This is a genomic window from Cyclobacterium amurskyense (genome assembly GCF_001050135.1).
Classification (GTDB): domain Bacteria; phylum Bacteroidota; class Bacteroidia; order Cytophagales; family Cyclobacteriaceae; genus Cyclobacterium; species Cyclobacterium amurskyense.
Genome location: NZ_CP012040.1, coordinates 1244497 through 1263266, shown reverse-complemented (window position 1 = coordinate 1263266; position 18770 = coordinate 1244497). Strand labels below are relative to the sequence as shown.

Below are 18770 nucleotides of genomic sequence, written 5' to 3'. Positions count from 1 at the left end.
CACTTGTATTTATTGTGTAAAGAAAGTTTAAAGTTAGGATTTTCGAACTTTGTTGAAAGAACGATTAGTTGCAATTTAATTCACTAAGCTAGCTAATTTGTCTATTAGTAACCAAATAATTTTTTTGCAGCGGTTGAAAATTCTTCATTTTTTGATCGCAGAAGGCTTATGTTTAATTTTAACGGATCTTTTGAAGGGCGATTTCTAATGCTGTTTGTGCAATTGTTGTCTTTTGTGGGTTGAAAGTATGGCATTTTTTTAATGCTTTGTAAACGGTCCTGCTCACATGATGAAACATGGCCTCATCTGTGATTTGGGTTTTGTCAGACATAAGGTAAGCAGTGATACTTGCAAGACCAGCATTGGATATGAAATCAGGGATAAGAGAAATTTTATCATCGGCCAATTTGGTTACAGGACCAAGGAAAATATCATTTTCAACAAAAGGGAAATTTGCCCCACAAACGATTAATTCCAAACCACCATTAATCAACCTATTCAAATGATTTTTTTGGATTAACCGAGCCTTTGCCGCTGGGATTAATAGGTCTGTAGGGATATCCCAGAGTTGTTCTTTGGCAATATCAAATGGGATTAACTTGTCACTAACAAGTTGATTGTTTTCTTTGTTTAGAAATAGGGAAGTAATCTCGTCCGGGTTTATTCCGTTTTTATCGATAATGGCTCCCTCCAGGGATATAATACCTACGATTTGCACACCTTCTTTAGCCAAAAAATAGGTGGCGGCAGCACCTACATTTCCCCAGCCTTGAATAATGGCTTTTTTTCCAGCAGCATTTCCTCCCCAAATCTTATAAAAATGTTGTACGGATTCGGAAAGACCATAACCTGTGATGACGTCACTGATTTGGTATTTGGTTGTGGAATTTGGAAGGTACTTTGGGTTTTCAACTATTTTAGAAAGGCCCTGCCTTAATTGACCTATTTTTCTAATTTTCTTTGTGTCTCCGGCCTTATAGTGGGCATTGACCACGCCTTCTTGAGGATGCCAAAGTCCAAAATCCTCTGTAATAGGGATTAATTCGGTGTTTTCATCTATATTAATTCCAGCACTAGTGCCGTAGTAGCTTTTTAAAATTGGAGAAACTACCTTAAACCATCGTTCGAGAACACCTGCCTTTCTAGGATCTGCCGGGTCAAAATTGATCCCTGACTTGGCACCACCGATTGCTGGCCCTGAAACCGTGTTTTTTATAGCCGTGTTTTTAGCCAATTGAATCACTTCATTTTTGGATAGCCCTAATTTCATCCTGGTATCGCCAATTGCTGCTCCTCCTTTTAGGCTATCGATCACCAACCAACCTTCGGCCTCTGTTTCACTATCGCTCCACTCAAATACAATCTCTGGCTGCTGGTTTTCAAATTTTTTCAGTAATTCTCTCATTTATTTTTTAAATTTTATTTTTATTAAAAAGTCCAAAAATAGTACCGCCACAGTTGTCTCTTGATGCCCCTGTGACTGAGGCTAAGCAATTGTTCTCCTCACGGAGGCGCAAGACAGCAAGAAATGCAAATACCAAAGCTTCTTTAAAATCAATGATCTGCTTTTCTGGAAGAACTACATTTACTTTATGACTAATTTTATTAGATAGTTTATTAATAAAAAAGGTATTGTAGGCACCACCGCCAGTTATCAAAAGTTGGGATTTGGTTAGCTTGGGGCCGACATGGTCTAGAATAGTTTTAGCAATGCAATCTGAAAAATGTTCAGATAGTGTAGCAAGAATGTCATTTGATGAATTTGATGCTTTATTTACAACAGGTAAGAAATCTTCGCTTATGTTTTCTCTTCCGAGGGATTTAGCGCCTTTCTGCTGATAAAAGGGCAAAGCCTCTAAATCCGACAAAAGAGCTGGGATTACAGTTCCGGATTTTGCCAGGTTTCCGCTATCATCATAGCTTTTACCTGATAGCAAGGCAAAGTGATTGAATAGTAAATTGAAAGGACAAGTGTCAAAAGCCAGCCTTTGTCCATTATTGTCCATTGAAATATTAGCGATACCTCCTAAGTTCAAGGCAAAATCAAAATCATTAAATAGCAATGCATCTCCTATAGGAACCAACGGCGCCCCTTGACCACCTAGGATAACATCTAATTTTCTGAAATCATTGATAACCGGAAAACCTGAATAATGACTTAGGGTAAATCCATTGCCTATTTGCTTGGTCATATTGAGTTCAGGTCGATGAAAGACAGTATGACCGTGAGAAGCAATGGCCATTGGCTGAAGTTGGTGATCCAGACAGAATTTTCGCGAAACTTCACCCATCCACTTGCCGAATTCCAGATCAAGGCATTCCAAGGATTGAGCATCATTCAAATGAGCATTTTGTAATGAATGCCCTAATTCACTGGGGAAAGGTACTGTTTGGGCCCTAATGATCTTGAAGTTCCAAGCATTATTCTTAGAAAATTCACAGCAGGCAATGTCCAGCCCATCACCTGAAGTGCCGGACATTAGGCCTAAAATAGTGTATCTGCTTGAGACTGTCATGGGTTAAAGTTTGTTAAAAAGGAAAATCCTGACCTAAAAATAATATATCACCGACCAGCCTCCAAAGTAAAATGACTAATTTTGAAGTAGTTTATCAATAGATTATGAAACAAAGGCACTGGGTTGTCGATATTGGGAATACTCGCATTAAAACCGGCGTCTTTGAAAATGGCCGGCTGGTAGAGGATATGTCCTTTTCGGGACTTAAAGAATGTGCGGATTATTTAAAACCGCAAGATGGAGACAGGGTGTTGATTACTTCTGTTAGATTGTCTTTAAACGAGTTAAGGGAAATTTTCTCTTTCCCTTTTTTGTATTTTGATCATCAGACCCCATTAGAAATCACAAATTCCTATGGTACTCCTGAAACATTGGGTTTAGATAGGGTAGCAGCAGTGATTGGTGCCAGGGCATACAAGATGAATGGGGCGGTTTTAGTTGTTGATCTGGGAACCTGCATAACTTACGATTTTCTAGATAATAAAAATAATTATTTGGGTGGAGCGATTTCTCCTGGGCTTAGCATGCGGGCAAAAGCAATGCATGAATTTACTGCCAGATTACCCTTGGTAAATGTGCGGAAAACTGGAGTTTCTTACTTAGGGACGAGTACAGAGACATGCATGCAGTCTGGCGTCTACCACGGAATAGCTGAAGAAATCAAAGGGTTTATTCGAAAATATCAGCAGGATTTTGGCCTAGTTGAGGTCTTTATTTGTGGTGGAGATGCTGAAATCTTTGAAAGCTTAATAAAAGACCACATATTTGTAATCCCCAATTTGGTCCTGTACGGATTGGACAGAATCTTAATATACAATGTTGAAAAATAAAATACACGTAGCAGCCCTGATTATTTTCGTGGGATGTTTTGCTATCCATAATATCAGTTACGGTCAGTTTTCATCATCTACCTATAGTTCCTTAGGAGTTGGTGTATTCAATAATTCCGGTCTTACCCATAACCAAGGCATGGGTGGAATGGGGATTAGTTTTGGCAACAGTTATAGTGTCAATCATGTCAATCCAGCCATTTCGGTAAAAAATGGAGCCTATGCTTTTCAATCTGCTTTTAATTACAATAAATTAACAGCAGCAACGGAATTGTCATCAGAGGATTTGGATGGCGGAGGATTGAGTTATGTCGCCATGTCTTTTCCAGTAATTCCAAGAAGATTCACTGTAGGGCTTGGTTTAAATCAATTGACAGGTGTGGATTACAATATCACCGTTAATTCACCTGTAGTCAATACAGACCTTGTGTCTAAAAACACAATCGTTGGAACAGGAGGCCTAAGCCAGGTGTATTTGCAAAGTGGATTTCAAGTCTACAAAAACTTTAGCTTGGGAATCGAAGGGGCTTACACTTTTGGTTCTACTATCAGAAACAACCAGTTGAATCTTTTGGATGCGGATCTTGCACCAGTAGGTATTTCTACGGAATATTATGAGAGACTTACTTTTAGTGATGTGGTATTGAAAGGTGGTGCTTATTATGCGCAGTCTCTAGGCAATCAGCAATACTTGAATATAGGCGCCATCTATCAGGTTTTTGGGAATGTTAATGGAAGAGAATTTGCTAAAGTGGCAGAATCTGGTCAAGCTAGCATCCCGAATAGCCCAGGTGATGTAATATCTGATAATGTATCAGGAAATGTTTTCATCCCAGCAAAGCTTGGGTATGGTGTAACTTATGAAAAAATTAATAAATTTGCCGTAGGTATAGAAGCGCAGTTTCAAGATTTTTCTTCTTATAGAGCATTTAACGCTTCTTTACCAAGCGAAAATATGGGAAAATCCTTTAAATTTTCCCTTGGAGGGCAATATATACCCAATGCCTTCTCTCTTGAAAGCTTGTTGAGCAGATCTACAATAAGGGCAGGAATCGAATATGAGCGATTACCTTTTATGGTAAATCAAAATAACGTTGATGACATTGGCATTAATTTTGGTACCTCAATTCCGATATATAGTCTATCCTTATTGAATTTGGCTGTTAAGGCAGGAACGAGAGGAACAGTAAATAATGGATTAGTTAGAGAAAATTATATTAAAGTTTCTCTAGGATTATCAATAAATGATAACAGTTGGTTTTACAAAAAAGTATTTGAATGATGTTGACAAACATGAAAATTAAAATTGCAATTATCGGATGTTTGTCCTTCCTCATGGTTGGACTGGTTCAAGCGCAAGATGGCTGGAATTGGCCAGAAGATAAGGAAATGGAAGCAAAAGCGAGAGAGCTTAATGCTGCCTATAATGATTATCTAAATTCAGAAGATTTCCTTAAGGCTAAAGGTCCTCTAAATTGGTTGTTAAACAATGCGCCAGATTTAAATGAAGCACTTTATATAAACGGAGTAAAGGTTTATGAAGGAGCCGCTGATCAGGCTACTGATAAAGCAGAAATTAGTGTCTATCAAGATTCTGTTTTAACAATTTATGATTTAAGGAAAAAACTTTATGACAATGAGCCAAAATGGATAGCCAATAAAGCTTATTACGCTTATAAATTTTATAAAGGTGATAAAGATAAAGTTAGCATCGCTACAGACTTGTTTGAGAAAACAATAGAAATAGATGGTACTTTGGCTCCATTTACATTGTATAGGGCTTACTTTGATGCCATTTATAGAAACTTTGCCTATAATAAAGCTTATACTCCTGATGAAGTAATTAGCAAATATGAGTTTATCATGGGGAAATTGGATGAAGAAGAAGCTAAAGGCGGAGATGTTGCTTCCTCTAGAAACACATTGGATCAATTGCTAAATGCAATGGATATCATTAATTGTGAATTTATTGAAAATAACATGGGGCCAAAATTGGCTGAAGATCCTACTAACCTTAAACTGGCTAAACAAATATTTCAATATGCCATAAAAGAAAAATGTACTAGTAGTGAGATTTTCCTTAAGGCTCTTGAAACAATTGATAACGACAACCCTACATTCACTACCTCTCAGGTAAGGGGTATGCGTTACATGCAAAACCAAGACTATGCTAAAGCAGGAGAGCTTTTCGAAAAAGCCTTGAGCCTAGCAAGTACAGACGAAGAAAGAGCTGAAATTCACTGGGATTTGGCTAAAGTTCATGCCAATCTTGGAAGCAGAGGACAAGCAAGATCCTCAGCTTTAAAAGCAGCTGAACTAAATGAAGAATTAAAAAGTGATGCCTACTCATTTGTCGGTGGCTTGATCATGGCTTCTTCTAACGCTTGTAAAGGTGGTCAAAGTAGAGTGAAAGATTATTCTATCTTTATCGCAGCTTATAATGCTTACGCGGTAGCTGGAGACAGCAAGGGGATGGCCAATGCAAAAGCAAGGTTCCCTTCTAAAGAAGAATTGTTTACTGAAGGTTTCCAAGTTGGACAAACTATCAACACTGGATGCTGGGTAGGTCAGACTGTGACCCTAGCAACAAGAGATTAAGAAGAAACATAGGGAGAAATAAAATAATATTTTAAAAGGCGGTAGCAATACCGCCTTTTTTTTTGATATACTTGGCAACAAAGCAAGATTAGTAATAAACACGACTAAATATCTGGTTTAACCCCTGTCCGAAGACCGTATACAACCTAAGCCTACTTAGGCTAGTAATCAGGTTGTATTTTATTTACTCTGCTATGGGTTTATTTTTAGTATGGAATTGACCTACAGCCATGATGCTTACGCTTCTTTTATATCTAATTCTTATAGAAGTAACGTTTAAGGGGTACCTTGCTTATAGGGTAAAAGAAAATTTTCCGTAAATCCTGGGCTAACCAAGCCAAGTCATACAGGTGTTTGTTATTTCATTTTCCTTAAATTTTTTCTAGCAGGAGCAGTTGTCGGATGATCTTCTTATTGTCTTAAGCTTTCATCTTATGGGTTTATTGTAATTTTTACAGATAAGAATGACGGATAATAATGATTGATAGCAAGCCAATTGTATAATCGGGCTTAAAAAAATAAAATTCCTCCCAAAATGTCCTTACCTTTGTAGGTAGATAAAGTTTATTAATAGTTTGAGCGTTCGACAATTTTATAGTCAAATCTTTGGGCATAGTGCAAGGATTGTTCCTTATAGGGCAACCAAGCAATTATTGTTTCTTATTTTATTGGTAGGAAGTATTGGCTGTAGGGAAGATGTGGACAAAAGTCAGTTAGCCTATTATGAAGGTCCTTACCGTACGAGTTTTGAAATAGAACTATTGCACAGTGACTCGGCAATTGTAAGAACTAAATTAATGGCGGATAAGCAACTTGAATTCAAGAATGGTGATGCAGAATTTCCAGAAGGGATTGTTATTCATTTCTTTGATAAAGAAGGTGAATTGAGTACCACGATTCGTGCAGATAGAGGCTATTTCGATAGGAAAAGCAATATCTATAGAGGAGAAGGAGACGTTCAGGTTCATAATCTCGTTAAAGAGCAAAAGCTGAATTCGGAGGAGTTGTTTTGGGACAAGACCAAAAAGAAAATCTACACTGAAAAATTTGTCACTGTGGAAGAACCTGACCGAATAATAAAGGGTACTGGAATGGAAGCGGACGAAGGTTTCAATGAATATAAATTCACTAAGGTAACAGGTGAAATAGATAATGTTCTCTAAAATTGTACAATGAAAATAAGCAGTGCAATCTTATTGTCCCTTGCAGCAGCATTGGTGGTAATAGGAGCTCATATTACGATAAAAGCAGGAATAGTGGCTTCATATCCACTGTTTATGTTCTCGGTAGTGTTGTTGTTTTATCACATGTACCGTAAAAATAAATTGGAAGAAAAAGAAATGAACGAAAAAAAATCGAATAAAAGTAAACGTAAGAAGAATTAATGGATAGTCATTACTTACTCTTAGTGCTTATTAGTCTGTTTTTTTCGGCATTGTTTTCCGGAATGGAGATTGCCTTTGTTTCTGCTAACCGTTTGCAGATAGAGCTTCAAGGTAAGCAAGGCAAGGTTTCTGGTAAAGTCTTGGCAAATTTTATACAAAACCCAGGGCAGTTTATTGGCACTTCCCTTATGGGAAATACCATTAGCTTGGTGTTGTATGGGATATTTATGGCTTATTTATTAGAGCCACCGGTAAGCTACCTATTGCCTGAAGCACTCAATACTCAAGCAGGTGTAATGGTTGTCCAAACCTTGGTTTCTACGATTATTGTATTGGTAACAGCAGAATTTATCCCTAAAAGTATTTTTATACTTAACCCAAACAGGTTACTCACCTTTTTTGCGCTGCCTTTTGCCGTGATCTATTACCTAATGTATCCAGTTGTTTGGGTGGTTGTGGGGCTTTCGAAATTTGTGATTGTAAAAGTACTTAACTTGGAATACAATGACGATAAACCTGCCTATACCATTACAGACCTCAATAGTTTTATTCAAAACTATATGGATACCAAAGGGGAAGACATAGATATAGATGCTAAAATTTTTGACAATGCAGTAGACTTTAAGAAAGTAAAAGTCAGGGAATGCATGGTGCCTCGGACCGACATCGTTGCGATGGAAGTTGAGGACGCTATTTCTGATCTAAGAGAGCTGTTCGTGGAAAGTGGACATTCAAAGATCATTATTTACAAAGAGACCATAGATGATGTTATTGGATATTGTCATCACCTTGAGCTTTTCAAAAAGCCAAAGGAGATTGAAGATATTTTAACGCCAATCATCATTGTACCTGAATCAGCTCTTGCCAATGAGCTCTTGGTGCAGTTTATCAAAGAGCGCAAAAGTTTGGCATTGGTGGTAGATGAGTTTGGAGGAACAAGTGGTATTGTAAGTATGGAAGACATCATAGAGGAGATTTTTGGGGAGATTGAAGATGAATATGACAATGATGATTTAATTGACCAAAAAGTAGCTGATGGAGAGTATCTGCTCAGTGCTAGACATGAAATTGATTACCTGAATGAAAAATATGAATGGAACCTACCTGAAGGAGAGTTTGAAACTCTGGCAGGATTTATCCTCTCCCTAACGGAAAGTATTCCTCAAAAAGGAGAGTTTGTAAGCTATGGACCCTTTACATTTACCATAGTTTCCAAGCAAGATCACCGAATAGATACAGTGAAAATTAAGATTGAATAACCGACGTTGCAGAAATACTTGATTTATAGATGCGGTAATATTTTGAATTTACCACTATATGTAATTATTTTGCGACACTTCAAAAAATAGGAGAATGGCATTAATTAAACAAATAAGACAAAGAACAGGTCTTGCGATAGGAGTTATCGCAGTAGGACTTATATTCTTTTTAGTAGGAGGAGACCTTTTAGGACCAAACTCCATGTTATTGGGATCCAGCAGAACGACTGTTGGCGAAATTGCAGGGGAAGATGTTTCCTATGAAGAGTATGTTCAAAAAATCGAACAAACTAAGCTCAGTTTTCAACAAAACACTGGTAGGAATCCTTCAGAAAATGAACTTTCTAGTATAAGGGACCAAGCATGGCAGGCCTTAATCGTGGAGAAAATATTTTCACAACAATATGAGGAACTCGGATTAGAGGTTTCTGATGATGAACTTGTCGACATGGTTCAAGGAAAAAATATCATTGGAGAACTAAGAAGACAACTTACCAATCCAGAGACTGGCGAGTTTGATCGGTCTCAATTAATCACTTTCCTTCAATCTTTGGAAAATGCAGATCCTCAACAACAAATGTTTTGGGCGCAGCAAGAAAAACTGTTTGCTGATTCTAGATTAAGAATCAAGTATGACAATATGTTGGCAACTTCTGAGTATGCCAATTCTTCTGAAGCAAAAATGCAGCATAAAATGGCGAACACAATTGCTGATGTTAGTCATGTCCAAGTGCCTTATTATGCCGTTTCTGATTCAGCTGTTTCACTTACTGAAGGTGAAATAAAGTCTTACATCAGTAAAAACCAGGGCAAATACAAAGTAGAAGAAAGCAGAGGTTTAAAATATGTTCGCTTTCCACTTCTACCAAGCGCTGAAGATTCTGCCAATACCTTGGAGAATATCAAAAACTTAACTATTGAACTTAAAGAGACAGAAGCAGACTCTGCTTTTGTTATCAGAAATTCAGAGGCTGCTAATCCTTTCATTACCATTAATCCAGGTGATCCACTTCCAGTGAATTTTACAAACAATGTGGAAAACCCTGAAGTAGGTGTAGTTTATGGTCCTTTCTTAAGTAATAACTCAAGTTATGTTACTTATAAAATAACAGACAGCTTTGAAGGCGATGCCAGGATGAGAGCTAGTCATATCCTTTTGAGTACTGAAGGAATGGATGATGCTGGGAAAGCACAGGTAAAAGCCAGAGCGCAGGAAGTTTTAGACGAAGTCAATGAAACCGGAAACTTCGAGGTTGCCGCTGCTCAATATGGTCAGGACGGAACAGCTCAGCGTGGTGGAGATCTAGGATGGTTTTTCAAAGAGAATTTCGTAACTGAATTTGCTGACGCTGTATTTGCAGCTAAATCCCTTGGTGTAATCAATAAATTGGTGGAAACTGAATATGGTTACCATATCATTAAAGTGACGGAATTGGCTCAGACTACTACTCAAAAAGTAGCTGTTCTGGAATTGGAACTTATCGCAAGTGATGCTACTAGAAATGACATTTTTAGAAATGCAGATTTCTTTGCCGCTAATTCAGACAACGCAAGCTCTTTTGAGGAAAATGCAAAAACAGAGAACTACCAAGTTACTGTAGCCGCCAATGTGGGTGCCAATGCTAGAACGATAAACAATATGACTTCTGCTAGGGAAGTGATAAGATGGGCCTTTAATGATGCTTCTGTAGGAGACGTTTCTACTGTGTTTGAATTGGACGATGCTTATGTGGTGGCTCTAATGACCAGCAAAACGGAGGAAGGGGTTGGCACTATTGAAAACCCTGAAGTAAGGGCGCAGGCAACCATCGCTTTAAGAAACGAGAAGAAAGCAGAAATCATCAAAGAAAAAATTAAAGGAGTTGAGAGCTTAGAAGCCATCAAAGAGATTTATCCTGATGCTTCAATCGGTTCAACACCTGATTTGAAAATGAATGCGAGTGTATTGCCAGGAATAGGTTTTGCGCCTAAGGCAATAGGAGCCATATTCGGACTTCAAAATTCAGGAGATATGACTGCTCCAATTACAGAAGATATAGGAGTAATTGTTGCCAAGCTTAACGGCCTTATCCCTGCAACAGAAATTGCTGATTATACACGTTATCAAAATGAAATTGTAGCTAACGCTTCACAAAGAACCGCCTATATGATCATGATGGCGATGGAAGAATTAGCTGGAGTAAAAGACTACAGGTATAAATTCTTTTAAAATTACTTGAAGAAAAATTAAATCCCATTCCTATTCGGAATGGGATTTTTTTGGTTTCTAGGGATTTAATTTTTTAAAAAAATGGTTAATTAGGTAATGGAAAAATTTAATAGTAATTCATCTTTCAAAGAAAAGCTGGAATTGGAGACCAGTTTCCCAGCTTTGTACATGTTCAAATTTATCGTTCCCAATGGCAAGGAAAACGAGATTGGAGCCTTGTTGCCGAAAAATGAGATGACACTAAAATCTTCCTCCCAAGGAAAGTACGTTAGTGCCACCATCAAGGCGATGATGCCAGACAGCCAGTCCATCATCGATATTTATGATAAGGCATCAAAAATTAAAGGAGTCATAGCACTTTAAAATACCCCAAATATGTGGAAAGAAGCAGACAATAAATTATCAAGAACCTTTGAATTCAAAGATTTCAGTGAAGCTTTTGCCTTTATGACCAGGGTAGCCTTACTCGCGGAGTCCCGGCAGCATCACCCCAACTGGAGCAATGAATACAACAAAGTCCATATTGACCTTACCACACATGACGAGGGAAACACCGTGACGGAGAAAGACCGTGATTTAGCTTCAGCCATAGACCGTTTAATTTAATATGTCCACCCCAACAAGCATTAGCTTATATTTAATTCCTACACCCATTGGTAACCTTAAGGACATTACTCTAAGAGCCCTTGAAACCTTGCAGGCAGTAGATGTGATTTTGGCAGAAGATACCAGAACTTCAGGAAAGCTTCTGAAGCACTATGAAATCAAGCGCCCTCTAGAGAGTTACCATATCCATAATGAGCATAAAAGCATTATCAGGCTTGTTGAGAGAATGGAACAGGGAACCGTATTTGCTCTCATTACTGATGCAGGTACTCCAGGGATCTCTGATCCCGGTTTCCTTTTGGTTAGAGAGGCCATAGCAGCAAATATTGAAATTTGCAGTTTACCTGGAGCTACGGCTATCATTCCTGGGCTCGTTAACTCTGGACTTCCGAATGACAGATTTGTGTTCGAAGGGTTTTTGCCTCACAAAAAAGGTAGGAAAACGAGGATAGAGGCTTTGGCTGAGGAAAAGAGAACCATGGTCTTCTACGAGTCTCCTTACAGGCTACTTAAAACACTTAATCAGTTTATTGAAGTCTTTGGTCCCGAAAGAACTGCTTGTGTAAGCAGGGAATTGACTAAGCTCCATGAGGAGAATGTGAGAGGAAGCTTATTGGAGCTTTTAAATTATTATACAGAAAACACCCTCAAAGGTGAAATCGTACTAACAGTTGCAGGAAAAAATTAATATGGAACTTCAGGAAATTACCCGTAAAGTGGAAAAACTTGCGAAAAAGGCTGGCCAATTTATTCGGGAGGAAAGCAAAAATTTTAACCTTGCCAAAGTAGAGCAAAAAGGATTTAATGACCTCGTATCTTATGTTGACAAGGGAGCTGAGGAGATAATTGTCAAGGAACTGGCGGAAATAGTTCCTGAGGCTGGGTTTATTACTGAAGAGGGAACAAGGTCAGATAATAATAAGGATTTAACATGGATCGTGGATCCCTTGGATGGGACAACGAATTTCGTTCATGGTATTCCAATGTATGCAGTGTCTATAGCCCTAGCAAGAGGCGAAGAGATCATTGTAGGAGTTGTCTATGAAATTAATCTTGACGAGTGTTTCGCAGCCTATGAAGGGGCTCCTTCGACATGCAATGGGCAGCCTATTAAAGTAAGTGGCGCAAGTGAATTGGCACAAAGTCTTGTGGCAGCTGGTTTTCCCTATGATGATGGAGGAAAACTTGAGCAGTATTTACAGCTTTTAAAATACTTCATTAAAAATAGTCATGGGCTTCGAAGACTTGGCTCCGCAGCTGTAGATCTTTGCTATGTGGCTTGTGGACGGGTAGAAGGTTACATTGAGTATAATTTGCAATCTTATGATGTAGCTGCAGGTACATTGATAGTCAAGCAGGCTGGCGGAAGGGTTACTGATTTTAGCGGAGGAAATAATTTTATTTTTGGAGGGCAGATTTTAGCATCCAATACAAAGCTGCACGACACATTTGAAAAAGCTCTTGCTGAGAAATTTGTGTTTTAAGTAGAAAGAATTGTTCCTTACATATTGTGACTAACTACAAAAAACATAATTCAAAAAAATTAATTTCATATGTAAAAAAATAATTTGTATTTTCGCTATAATTGATTAGCTTTCAATCATTTAATAAAACAACCTGTTTTTCGGATTTATCACCCCTCGTTCACCAGTAGTTGAGCATCGCGCATTATACCGAAAGAGGCTGTTTACTATTTAACAATTCGAACAAAATGAAAATAGGAATTTTAGGAGGTACGAATTTGGCAACTAATCTTGGTAATAAATTTATTGCCAGGGGAATGGATGTAGTATTTGGTGTCAGAGAAGGGTTCAGTACGAGGAAGGTCGAGTGGAAAATTCTTAAAATGCATAATCACAATGTATTAAATTATGCGGATGCCATAAGTAATTCTGATGTGATCATTATATGTTGTGAAAATGAGTTTTTACCTATAGTGTGTAAATACCTTAAAGAGTTCAGTTCACCTGATATGTTATTTATCGATAGCACAAATGGTGTGAATGATGAAAATGTTGTCTGTAATACTACGTTAATAGCGCAGGAAACCGGACATCAGCGTGTTTTTAAAGCATTTAATAATCTTGGTCTTGATTATCCAAAATCTGATCCACTAGAGCTTATCAAGGAGACTTATTTCTGTGGTGACAATAATCAGGATAAATTAATGGTGAAAAAACTCATAGAGCTTATAGGATTCAAGGCCATAGATGCAGGTACAATAAAAAATGCACCTTTGCTAGAAGCGGTATACCACTTGAGCAAAGAAATCTCCACAGCCAAGGCAGGGGACTGCCATTTTAGATTAATGTCTGTATAATTTTTATTATTTTTTTTAACCAGTAATATTTTACGATTCTATTTTTATCGGTATTGTTTTTGTAGATAAGAAGTTAACTTGACGGCCTAACTTCAATTTATCAGGATTGAGTTTTGGCTTTTTTTAGTCCTGATATGGTTTTTAATTTCAGGGCTTAGGTGCTTTCAAACAGTTTATTTACGATTTGATTAACTATTGATTCGTTAAAACGTTGAAATTCCATGTAGTCAGCATTTGGTAAATTTACCCAGGTTTTTATTTAAAAATTTAAAATTTTTCCTTCAATAAATTCGATATGAAAAAAATCGCTTATATTATTTTTGCTTTTTTTGCATTGATCCTATTGGCATTGGTGGCCGTGCCCTATTTGTTTAAGGACAAGATCTTTGATAAGCTTGATCAGGAGCTTGCCAAATCTGTTAATGCCACTGTCTATTATGACCGCGATAAAGTCAGTTTAAGTGTATTCAGTAATTTCCCAAGTTTATCAGCAGGATTGGGTGATTTTGGAGTAAAAGGTAATCCTCCTTTCCAAAATGACACCTTGGTACATGTGGGAGAGTTGCAGGTTGATCTTAATATTTTGTCCGTTATTTTTAGTGATAAGCCAAGTTTAGAGGGGATTCGCTTAAAAGATGGTCAGATTTATGTGAAAGTGCTGGAAGATGGTCAGGCCAATTATGATATCGCCTACGAAAGTGAGGTAGAAGAACCTGTTGATACTACTTCTTCAGATTTTCAATTGGGTATAGAATCAATTGAAATTGAAAATCTTGATTTTATCTATGACGATCGATCACTTGACTTTCTAATGGTCATGTCTGCAATGGATTTTGTTGGAAGTGGTGATTTAACGCTAGATGTTTATGATCTTATAATTAAAGGAGAAGGCAATATTGTCAATGTCGCTTATGAGGGGATAGAATACCTTACTAGTAAGTCACTGGCCATAGATTCAGAAATTAATGTTGATTTAAAAAACATGAAGTTTGGGGTTAATGGAGCCTCATTGAAGTTGAATGATTTTGGTTTTGGGATTGATGGCTATTTGGCAATGCCAGGTGATGACATAGAAATGGATGCGAAGTTTTATGGAGAAGATAATAATTTCAGAAGTGCACTTTCTTTAGTTCCGGGAGTTTATTCTGCCTCCTTTGATGATTTGAAAACTTCAGGGGAAATGGATTTTTCTGGAGCCTTAAAAGGAGTTTATAATGAAAATACTTTTCCTTCTTTCCAGTTTGGACTAGCAATTAAAGAAGGTATGTTTCAATATCCAGATCTCCCAAGGCCTGTACAGCATGTGAATCTAGAATTGAAGGTTGTCAATGAATCCGGAAATTTGAATTACACCAGCATTGATCTTTCAACCTTTTCTCTTGAATTCGGTAGTCAACCAGTTTCTGGAAGGTTTATGGTCAAGGACTTGGTAAGTTATGAAATGGATGGTCAGTTAAAAGGTAAACTTGACCTTTTGGAATTGACTTCTATTTTTCCAATCGAAGATATGGAATTGAAAGGTCAGCTTTCTATAGATGCTACAGCAAAAGGTAGATACGATAGTGTGGCCCAAATTATTCCTGTAATCAATGCAAAAGTAGAATTGGCAAATGGGCATGTTAAAAGTGCAGCCTATCCAGCTCCTATAGACAATATCAATGTTCGGGCAGTCGCAGACAACAAGACTGGTAAAATGAATGATTTCGCCATTAATGTTCCCAATTTTGGGTTTGATTTAGAGGGAGAAAAAATCACTGGAGCTTTTAAAGTAAATGATCTTAAGGCAATGAATTATGATTTTTCAGTTCATGGTGCTGTGGACTTGGGAAAAATAGCAGCGATAATGCCCATGGAAGACATCATATTGGAGGGTAAAATCAAAGCAGATATTGATGCAAAAGGTAGTTATGAAGCCATTGAAGCCAATCGATTTGGGCAGCTTGATACCAAGGGAGATTTGCAGGTAAATGATTTTTATTATGCTGATAAAGATTACCCACAAGGTGTACGGATCAATGAAGCTTCGGCTAATTTCAGTCCTAAAACGATCAATCTGACAAAAATGGATGCCAGACTTGGTAAAAGTCCGGTGCAAGCAAATGGTACTTTGACCAATTACATGGCCTTTCTTCTTAGTGATGAAGACACGAATCTTATAGGGAATTTGTCCGTGTATTCAAGTAATTTTGACGTCAATGAATGGATGACAGAAGCAGAAAGTGTCACTGAAGACACAACTTCCCTACAAGTAATTGCATTGCCGGAGAATATTGACTTCACAATGTCAGTGAAAGCGGATAAGATTCTTTATGATAACCTTACCCTCAATAATGCAGAAGGTAAAGTGTGGGTAAAAGATGCTGTACTTAAACTGGAAGGTTTCAAAACAGACATGCTGGGAGGTTCATTGGTATTTGATGGTAGCTACAATGCCAAAGATATTACCAAACCTGCATTTGATATGACATTGGACATTATTAAGCTTGGAGTGCAAGATGCCTTCAAGTCCTTCGTGACAGTGCAAACTTTTGCTCCTATTGCACAGCATGTTACGGGAGTATTCTCTACAAAATTTTCTTTTTCAGGTTTATTGGGTCAGGACATGATGCCGGTATTGTCCAGTTTGGATGGTTCAGGTTTGATTCGATTGGCGGAAACAGCCCTAAAGGATAGTCCCCTTGTAAAAGGAATTACCAGTCTTACTAAATTAGAAGACACCTCAACCATCAGCTTGAAACCTATGAATATTACAGCGAGAATTGAAGATGGTATGTTAAATATTCCTCCTTTTGAATTGAAATTGTGGGATTACCCCGCAAAGATTCAAGGAAGTACAGGCTTTGATGGAAGAATTAATTACCTGGTAAATATTGATGTGCCTGCCAGTAAATTCGGGACAAAAATCAATGGCCTTGTTTCAGGTTTGGTAGGTTCTGATCTTTCCAATACCAATGTGCCTTTGGCATTCAATATTGGTGGAAGTTATGCAAGACCTAATGTGGCCATGGCTTCATCTGAAAGTTTGGAGGCCTATATTTCCAATGCACTTAAAAGCAAAGTTTCTGGACAGAAAGAGGATGTGAAAGAAAAAATTACGGCTGATTTTAAAGCAAAAGAAGACAGTCTTAAGCAAGCGTTTAAAGAGAAATCTGAAGTGGCCAAAGACAGTGTAGTTCAGGAAGCCTCAAAATTGGTAGATCAGACCAAGGAAAAAGCGGTAGAAGAAGTGAAAAACCTGCTTAAAGGATTTACAAATAGGAAAAAATCTACGGAAACCGAAAGTCCTAAACCTGAATAATCTTCAATTTCAAATATTTACCATGAATTAACGGAATGGATAAATAAAACATTTTGGAGTCAAGCCAGATAAATATAATAGCGGTATTGTTGCCTTTCTTTGCAATGATACCGCTATATTTTGTCGACTGATTGCAGCCTGAAATTAACTTTTTATTTACTGTCTTTAACCCGGATTATGTAATAGAATGTCTATTGCATATTTCGGGTTTTATGTTAACGGAAGTATTCTAAAAGGTAATACCAACCTGTCAGTGTAATGACAGAAAGCGGAATACCCACCCCAACGAGCAAGGAAGCCAGCTTAGGCCTCAGGTTGTAATTGGTTGCAATTATGGAAGAGGTAATCATAGGTGCCATGGCTGCCTCCATCACACTTACCTTAAAAATAAGGTTTTGATCAGGGTTCCCTGCTGGAATCCATTGATATATGGCATAGATCAATAGCGGAATAAGCAGGAGTTTATGTGCCAGCCCATACCAAAGGTAATTGTCCTTTATATCTGAGATTTTTATTTTGATCTGCAGGCCTACGGCTATTAGCGCAATAGGGGTAAGGGTTCCCGAAAAGCTTTCAAGAACTTTTTCTGCCACACCACTGATTTCTATTTTGAAAATATTGAGTAATAAGGCAAGGATAAAAAACATAAACGGGGGAAAGAACAACATCTGTTTTGAGATGTCTCTTTTTCTCAATTTTTCTGACCCATACAATGAAGCCACAATTATAGCAAGACTGCTAACTACCAAGAATGAGCCTGTCTGATCTATTAGCACAGCAATTTTTAAACCTTCTGCACCATAAATTGCCTCAATGACAGGATAGCCAATAAAACCGGTATTGGATAGACCGCCACAAATAATCAGACAGCCAATGGTTTTTTTGTCCCAACTAAAACGTTTGCCCAAATAACCGAAGAGAAGCCAAGTGATGGTAAATATGATCCATCCTACAGAAATAGGAAGCAGCAAAGCTGGGCCTAAATCTAACTTCGAAATATGCAGAAGTGAAACCGCAGGCAAGACCACATAAATCAAATAGGCATTTAATGCCTTTGGAGCTTCAATAGGAAAGTTCCTTACTTTTTGTAGAACGATACCTATTAGAATAGAGGTAATTACTATAAGTATATTGGCCATGGTGATAAATTCTTTGGACTAAATTAAATACAGGAATAGAACTGAAGCATTTGATTGCCTGTATTTTTAAAAATCCCTACAATAAACGATCTAAAGCAATTATTTTCAGTTCTGGGCAAAGGTAGGTTAGGTGAACATACCTACTTTTTGGCCTATATTAAGCAAAGCCGAAATGACTTCTCTTTTGATCGAAATAATCTTTCAATTGTGGATAAAGCGTGCTTTCTGCAACAGGAATACCCAAAAGGGTTTGGTTAATAGCCCCCATTTCACCTTTCTTATCAACTTCCATAGATTCTATCAAAAGAATCAATTCCTGTAATTTAAGGGGCTGACTACTTTTACTTGGTTTTATGGAATACTCATTTCCATAAAAATCAACGATTTCATAATAGATAAATCCGTCAAGCGAGTTGGCGAAAATGCAAATCTCCTCTCCCCATTGACTTTCAGGATAGGCTAGTTTTACTAGGAGAGCATTGGCACCCGTACCATTGAAATAGGTCTTTGGTTGATGGTCAAAATTCATATTCAGGCAAATATATGTCATTTAAGCCCTAAATTGAAATTATATCCCTTTCCCGTTAAACCCGGATTATGTAATAGGATT

Annotated in this window: 17 protein-coding genes; 13 read left to right on the top strand and 4 right to left on the bottom strand. The window is 37.6% G+C overall.

The window, feature by feature from the left end:
* Positions 1 to 178 precede the first annotated feature (178 nt).
* A complete protein-coding gene (locus tag CA2015_RS05040) occupies positions 179 to 1405 on the bottom strand; it encodes a Glu/Leu/Phe/Val dehydrogenase dimerization domain-containing protein (protein ID WP_048640917.1) in 1227 nt (408 codons plus the stop codon).
* Positions 1406 to 1412: 7 nt separating this feature from the next.
* A complete protein-coding gene (locus CA2015_RS05035; RefSeq protein WP_048640916.1) occupies positions 1413 to 2516 on the bottom strand; it encodes an anhydro-N-acetylmuramic acid kinase in 1104 nt (367 codons plus the stop codon).
* A 104-nt stretch (positions 2517 to 2620) separates the two neighbouring features.
* Between CA2015_RS05035 and CA2015_RS05030 the strand changes: the two genes are divergently transcribed.
* The 13 genes from CA2015_RS05030 (at position 2621) to CA2015_RS04970 (ending at position 17021) form a co-directional block, all read left to right on the top strand.
* Entirely contained in the window at positions 2621 to 3346 is a 726-nt protein-coding gene (locus CA2015_RS05030; RefSeq protein WP_048640915.1) for a type III pantothenate kinase, read from the top strand.
* Positions 3333 to 4628 carry a hypothetical protein gene (locus CA2015_RS05025; protein ID WP_084011646.1) on the top strand — a complete coding sequence of 432 codons (1296 nt, stop codon included), beginning with the start codon at positions 3333 to 3335 and terminating at the stop codon, positions 4626 to 4628. Before CA2015_RS05030 ends, CA2015_RS05025 begins: the two co-directional genes overlap by 14 nt.
* An 11-nt stretch (positions 4629 to 4639) precedes the next feature.
* Positions 4640 to 5944 (top strand): tetratricopeptide repeat protein, encoded by a 1305-nt coding sequence (locus CA2015_RS05020; protein ID WP_048644359.1) that lies wholly within the window; start codon positions 4640 to 4642, stop codon positions 5942 to 5944.
* Positions 5945 to 6567: 623 nt separating this feature from the next.
* Positions 6568 to 7107, top strand: coding sequence for an LPS export ABC transporter periplasmic protein LptC (lptC, locus tag CA2015_RS05015; RefSeq protein WP_053086752.1), 540 nt, complete (start codon positions 6568 to 6570; stop codon positions 7105 to 7107).
* Between the two features lie 9 nt (positions 7108 to 7116).
* A complete protein-coding gene (locus CA2015_RS05010; RefSeq protein ID WP_048640914.1) occupies positions 7117 to 7329 on the top strand; it encodes a hypothetical protein in 213 nt (70 codons plus the stop codon).
* A complete protein-coding gene (locus CA2015_RS05005; RefSeq protein WP_048640913.1) occupies positions 7329 to 8588 on the top strand; it encodes a hemolysin family protein in 1260 nt (419 codons plus the stop codon). The genes CA2015_RS05010 and CA2015_RS05005 overlap by 1 nt, the downstream gene beginning before the upstream one ends.
* A gap of 94 nt (positions 8589 to 8682) precedes the next feature.
* Entirely contained in the window at positions 8683 to 10797 is a 2115-nt protein-coding gene (locus tag CA2015_RS05000; RefSeq protein WP_048640912.1) for a peptidylprolyl isomerase, read from the top strand.
* 96 nt (positions 10798 to 10893) lie between these two features.
* Complete coding sequence (locus tag CA2015_RS04995) at positions 10894 to 11160, top strand: DUF493 family protein (protein WP_048640911.1); 267 nt, start codon at positions 10894 to 10896, stop codon at positions 11158 to 11160.
* A gap of 12 nt (positions 11161 to 11172) precedes the next feature.
* Positions 11173 to 11403: a 4a-hydroxytetrahydrobiopterin dehydratase gene (locus CA2015_RS04990; RefSeq protein ID WP_048640910.1), complete on the top strand. Its 231-nt coding sequence runs from the start codon at positions 11173 to 11175 to the stop codon at positions 11401 to 11403.
* A 1-nt stretch (position 11404) separates the two neighbouring features.
* A complete protein-coding gene (rsmI, locus tag CA2015_RS04985) occupies positions 11405 to 12091 on the top strand; it encodes a 16S rRNA (cytidine(1402)-2'-O)-methyltransferase (protein WP_048640909.1) in 687 nt (228 codons plus the stop codon).
* Position 12092: 1 nt separating this feature from the next.
* Positions 12093 to 12887 (top strand): inositol monophosphatase family protein, encoded by a 795-nt coding sequence (locus tag CA2015_RS04980; protein WP_048640908.1) that lies wholly within the window; start codon positions 12093 to 12095, stop codon positions 12885 to 12887.
* 227 nt (positions 12888 to 13114) lie between these two features.
* Complete coding sequence (locus tag CA2015_RS04975; RefSeq protein ID WP_048640907.1) at positions 13115 to 13723, top strand: NADPH-dependent F420 reductase; 609 nt, start codon at positions 13115 to 13117, stop codon at positions 13721 to 13723.
* Positions 13724 to 14018: 295 nt separating this feature from the next.
* Positions 14019 to 17021 carry an AsmA-like C-terminal region-containing protein gene (locus CA2015_RS04970; protein WP_048640906.1) on the top strand — a complete coding sequence of 1001 codons (3003 nt, stop codon included), beginning with the start codon at positions 14019 to 14021 and terminating at the stop codon, positions 17019 to 17021.
* Between the two features lie 215 nt (positions 17022 to 17236).
* Here CA2015_RS04970 and CA2015_RS04965 read toward each other — a convergent pair whose 3' ends face one another.
* Together CA2015_RS04965 and CA2015_RS04960 are read right to left on the bottom strand one after the other, a co-directional pair.
* Positions 17237 to 18160 (bottom strand): AEC family transporter, encoded by a 924-nt coding sequence (locus CA2015_RS04965; protein ID WP_048640905.1) that lies wholly within the window; start codon positions 18158 to 18160, stop codon positions 17237 to 17239.
* 157 nt (positions 18161 to 18317) lie between these two features.
* Complete coding sequence (locus tag CA2015_RS04960; RefSeq protein WP_240477928.1) at positions 18318 to 18710, bottom strand: UDP-glucuronosyltransferase; 393 nt, start codon at positions 18708 to 18710, stop codon at positions 18318 to 18320.
* Positions 18711 to 18770 lie beyond the last annotated feature (60 nt).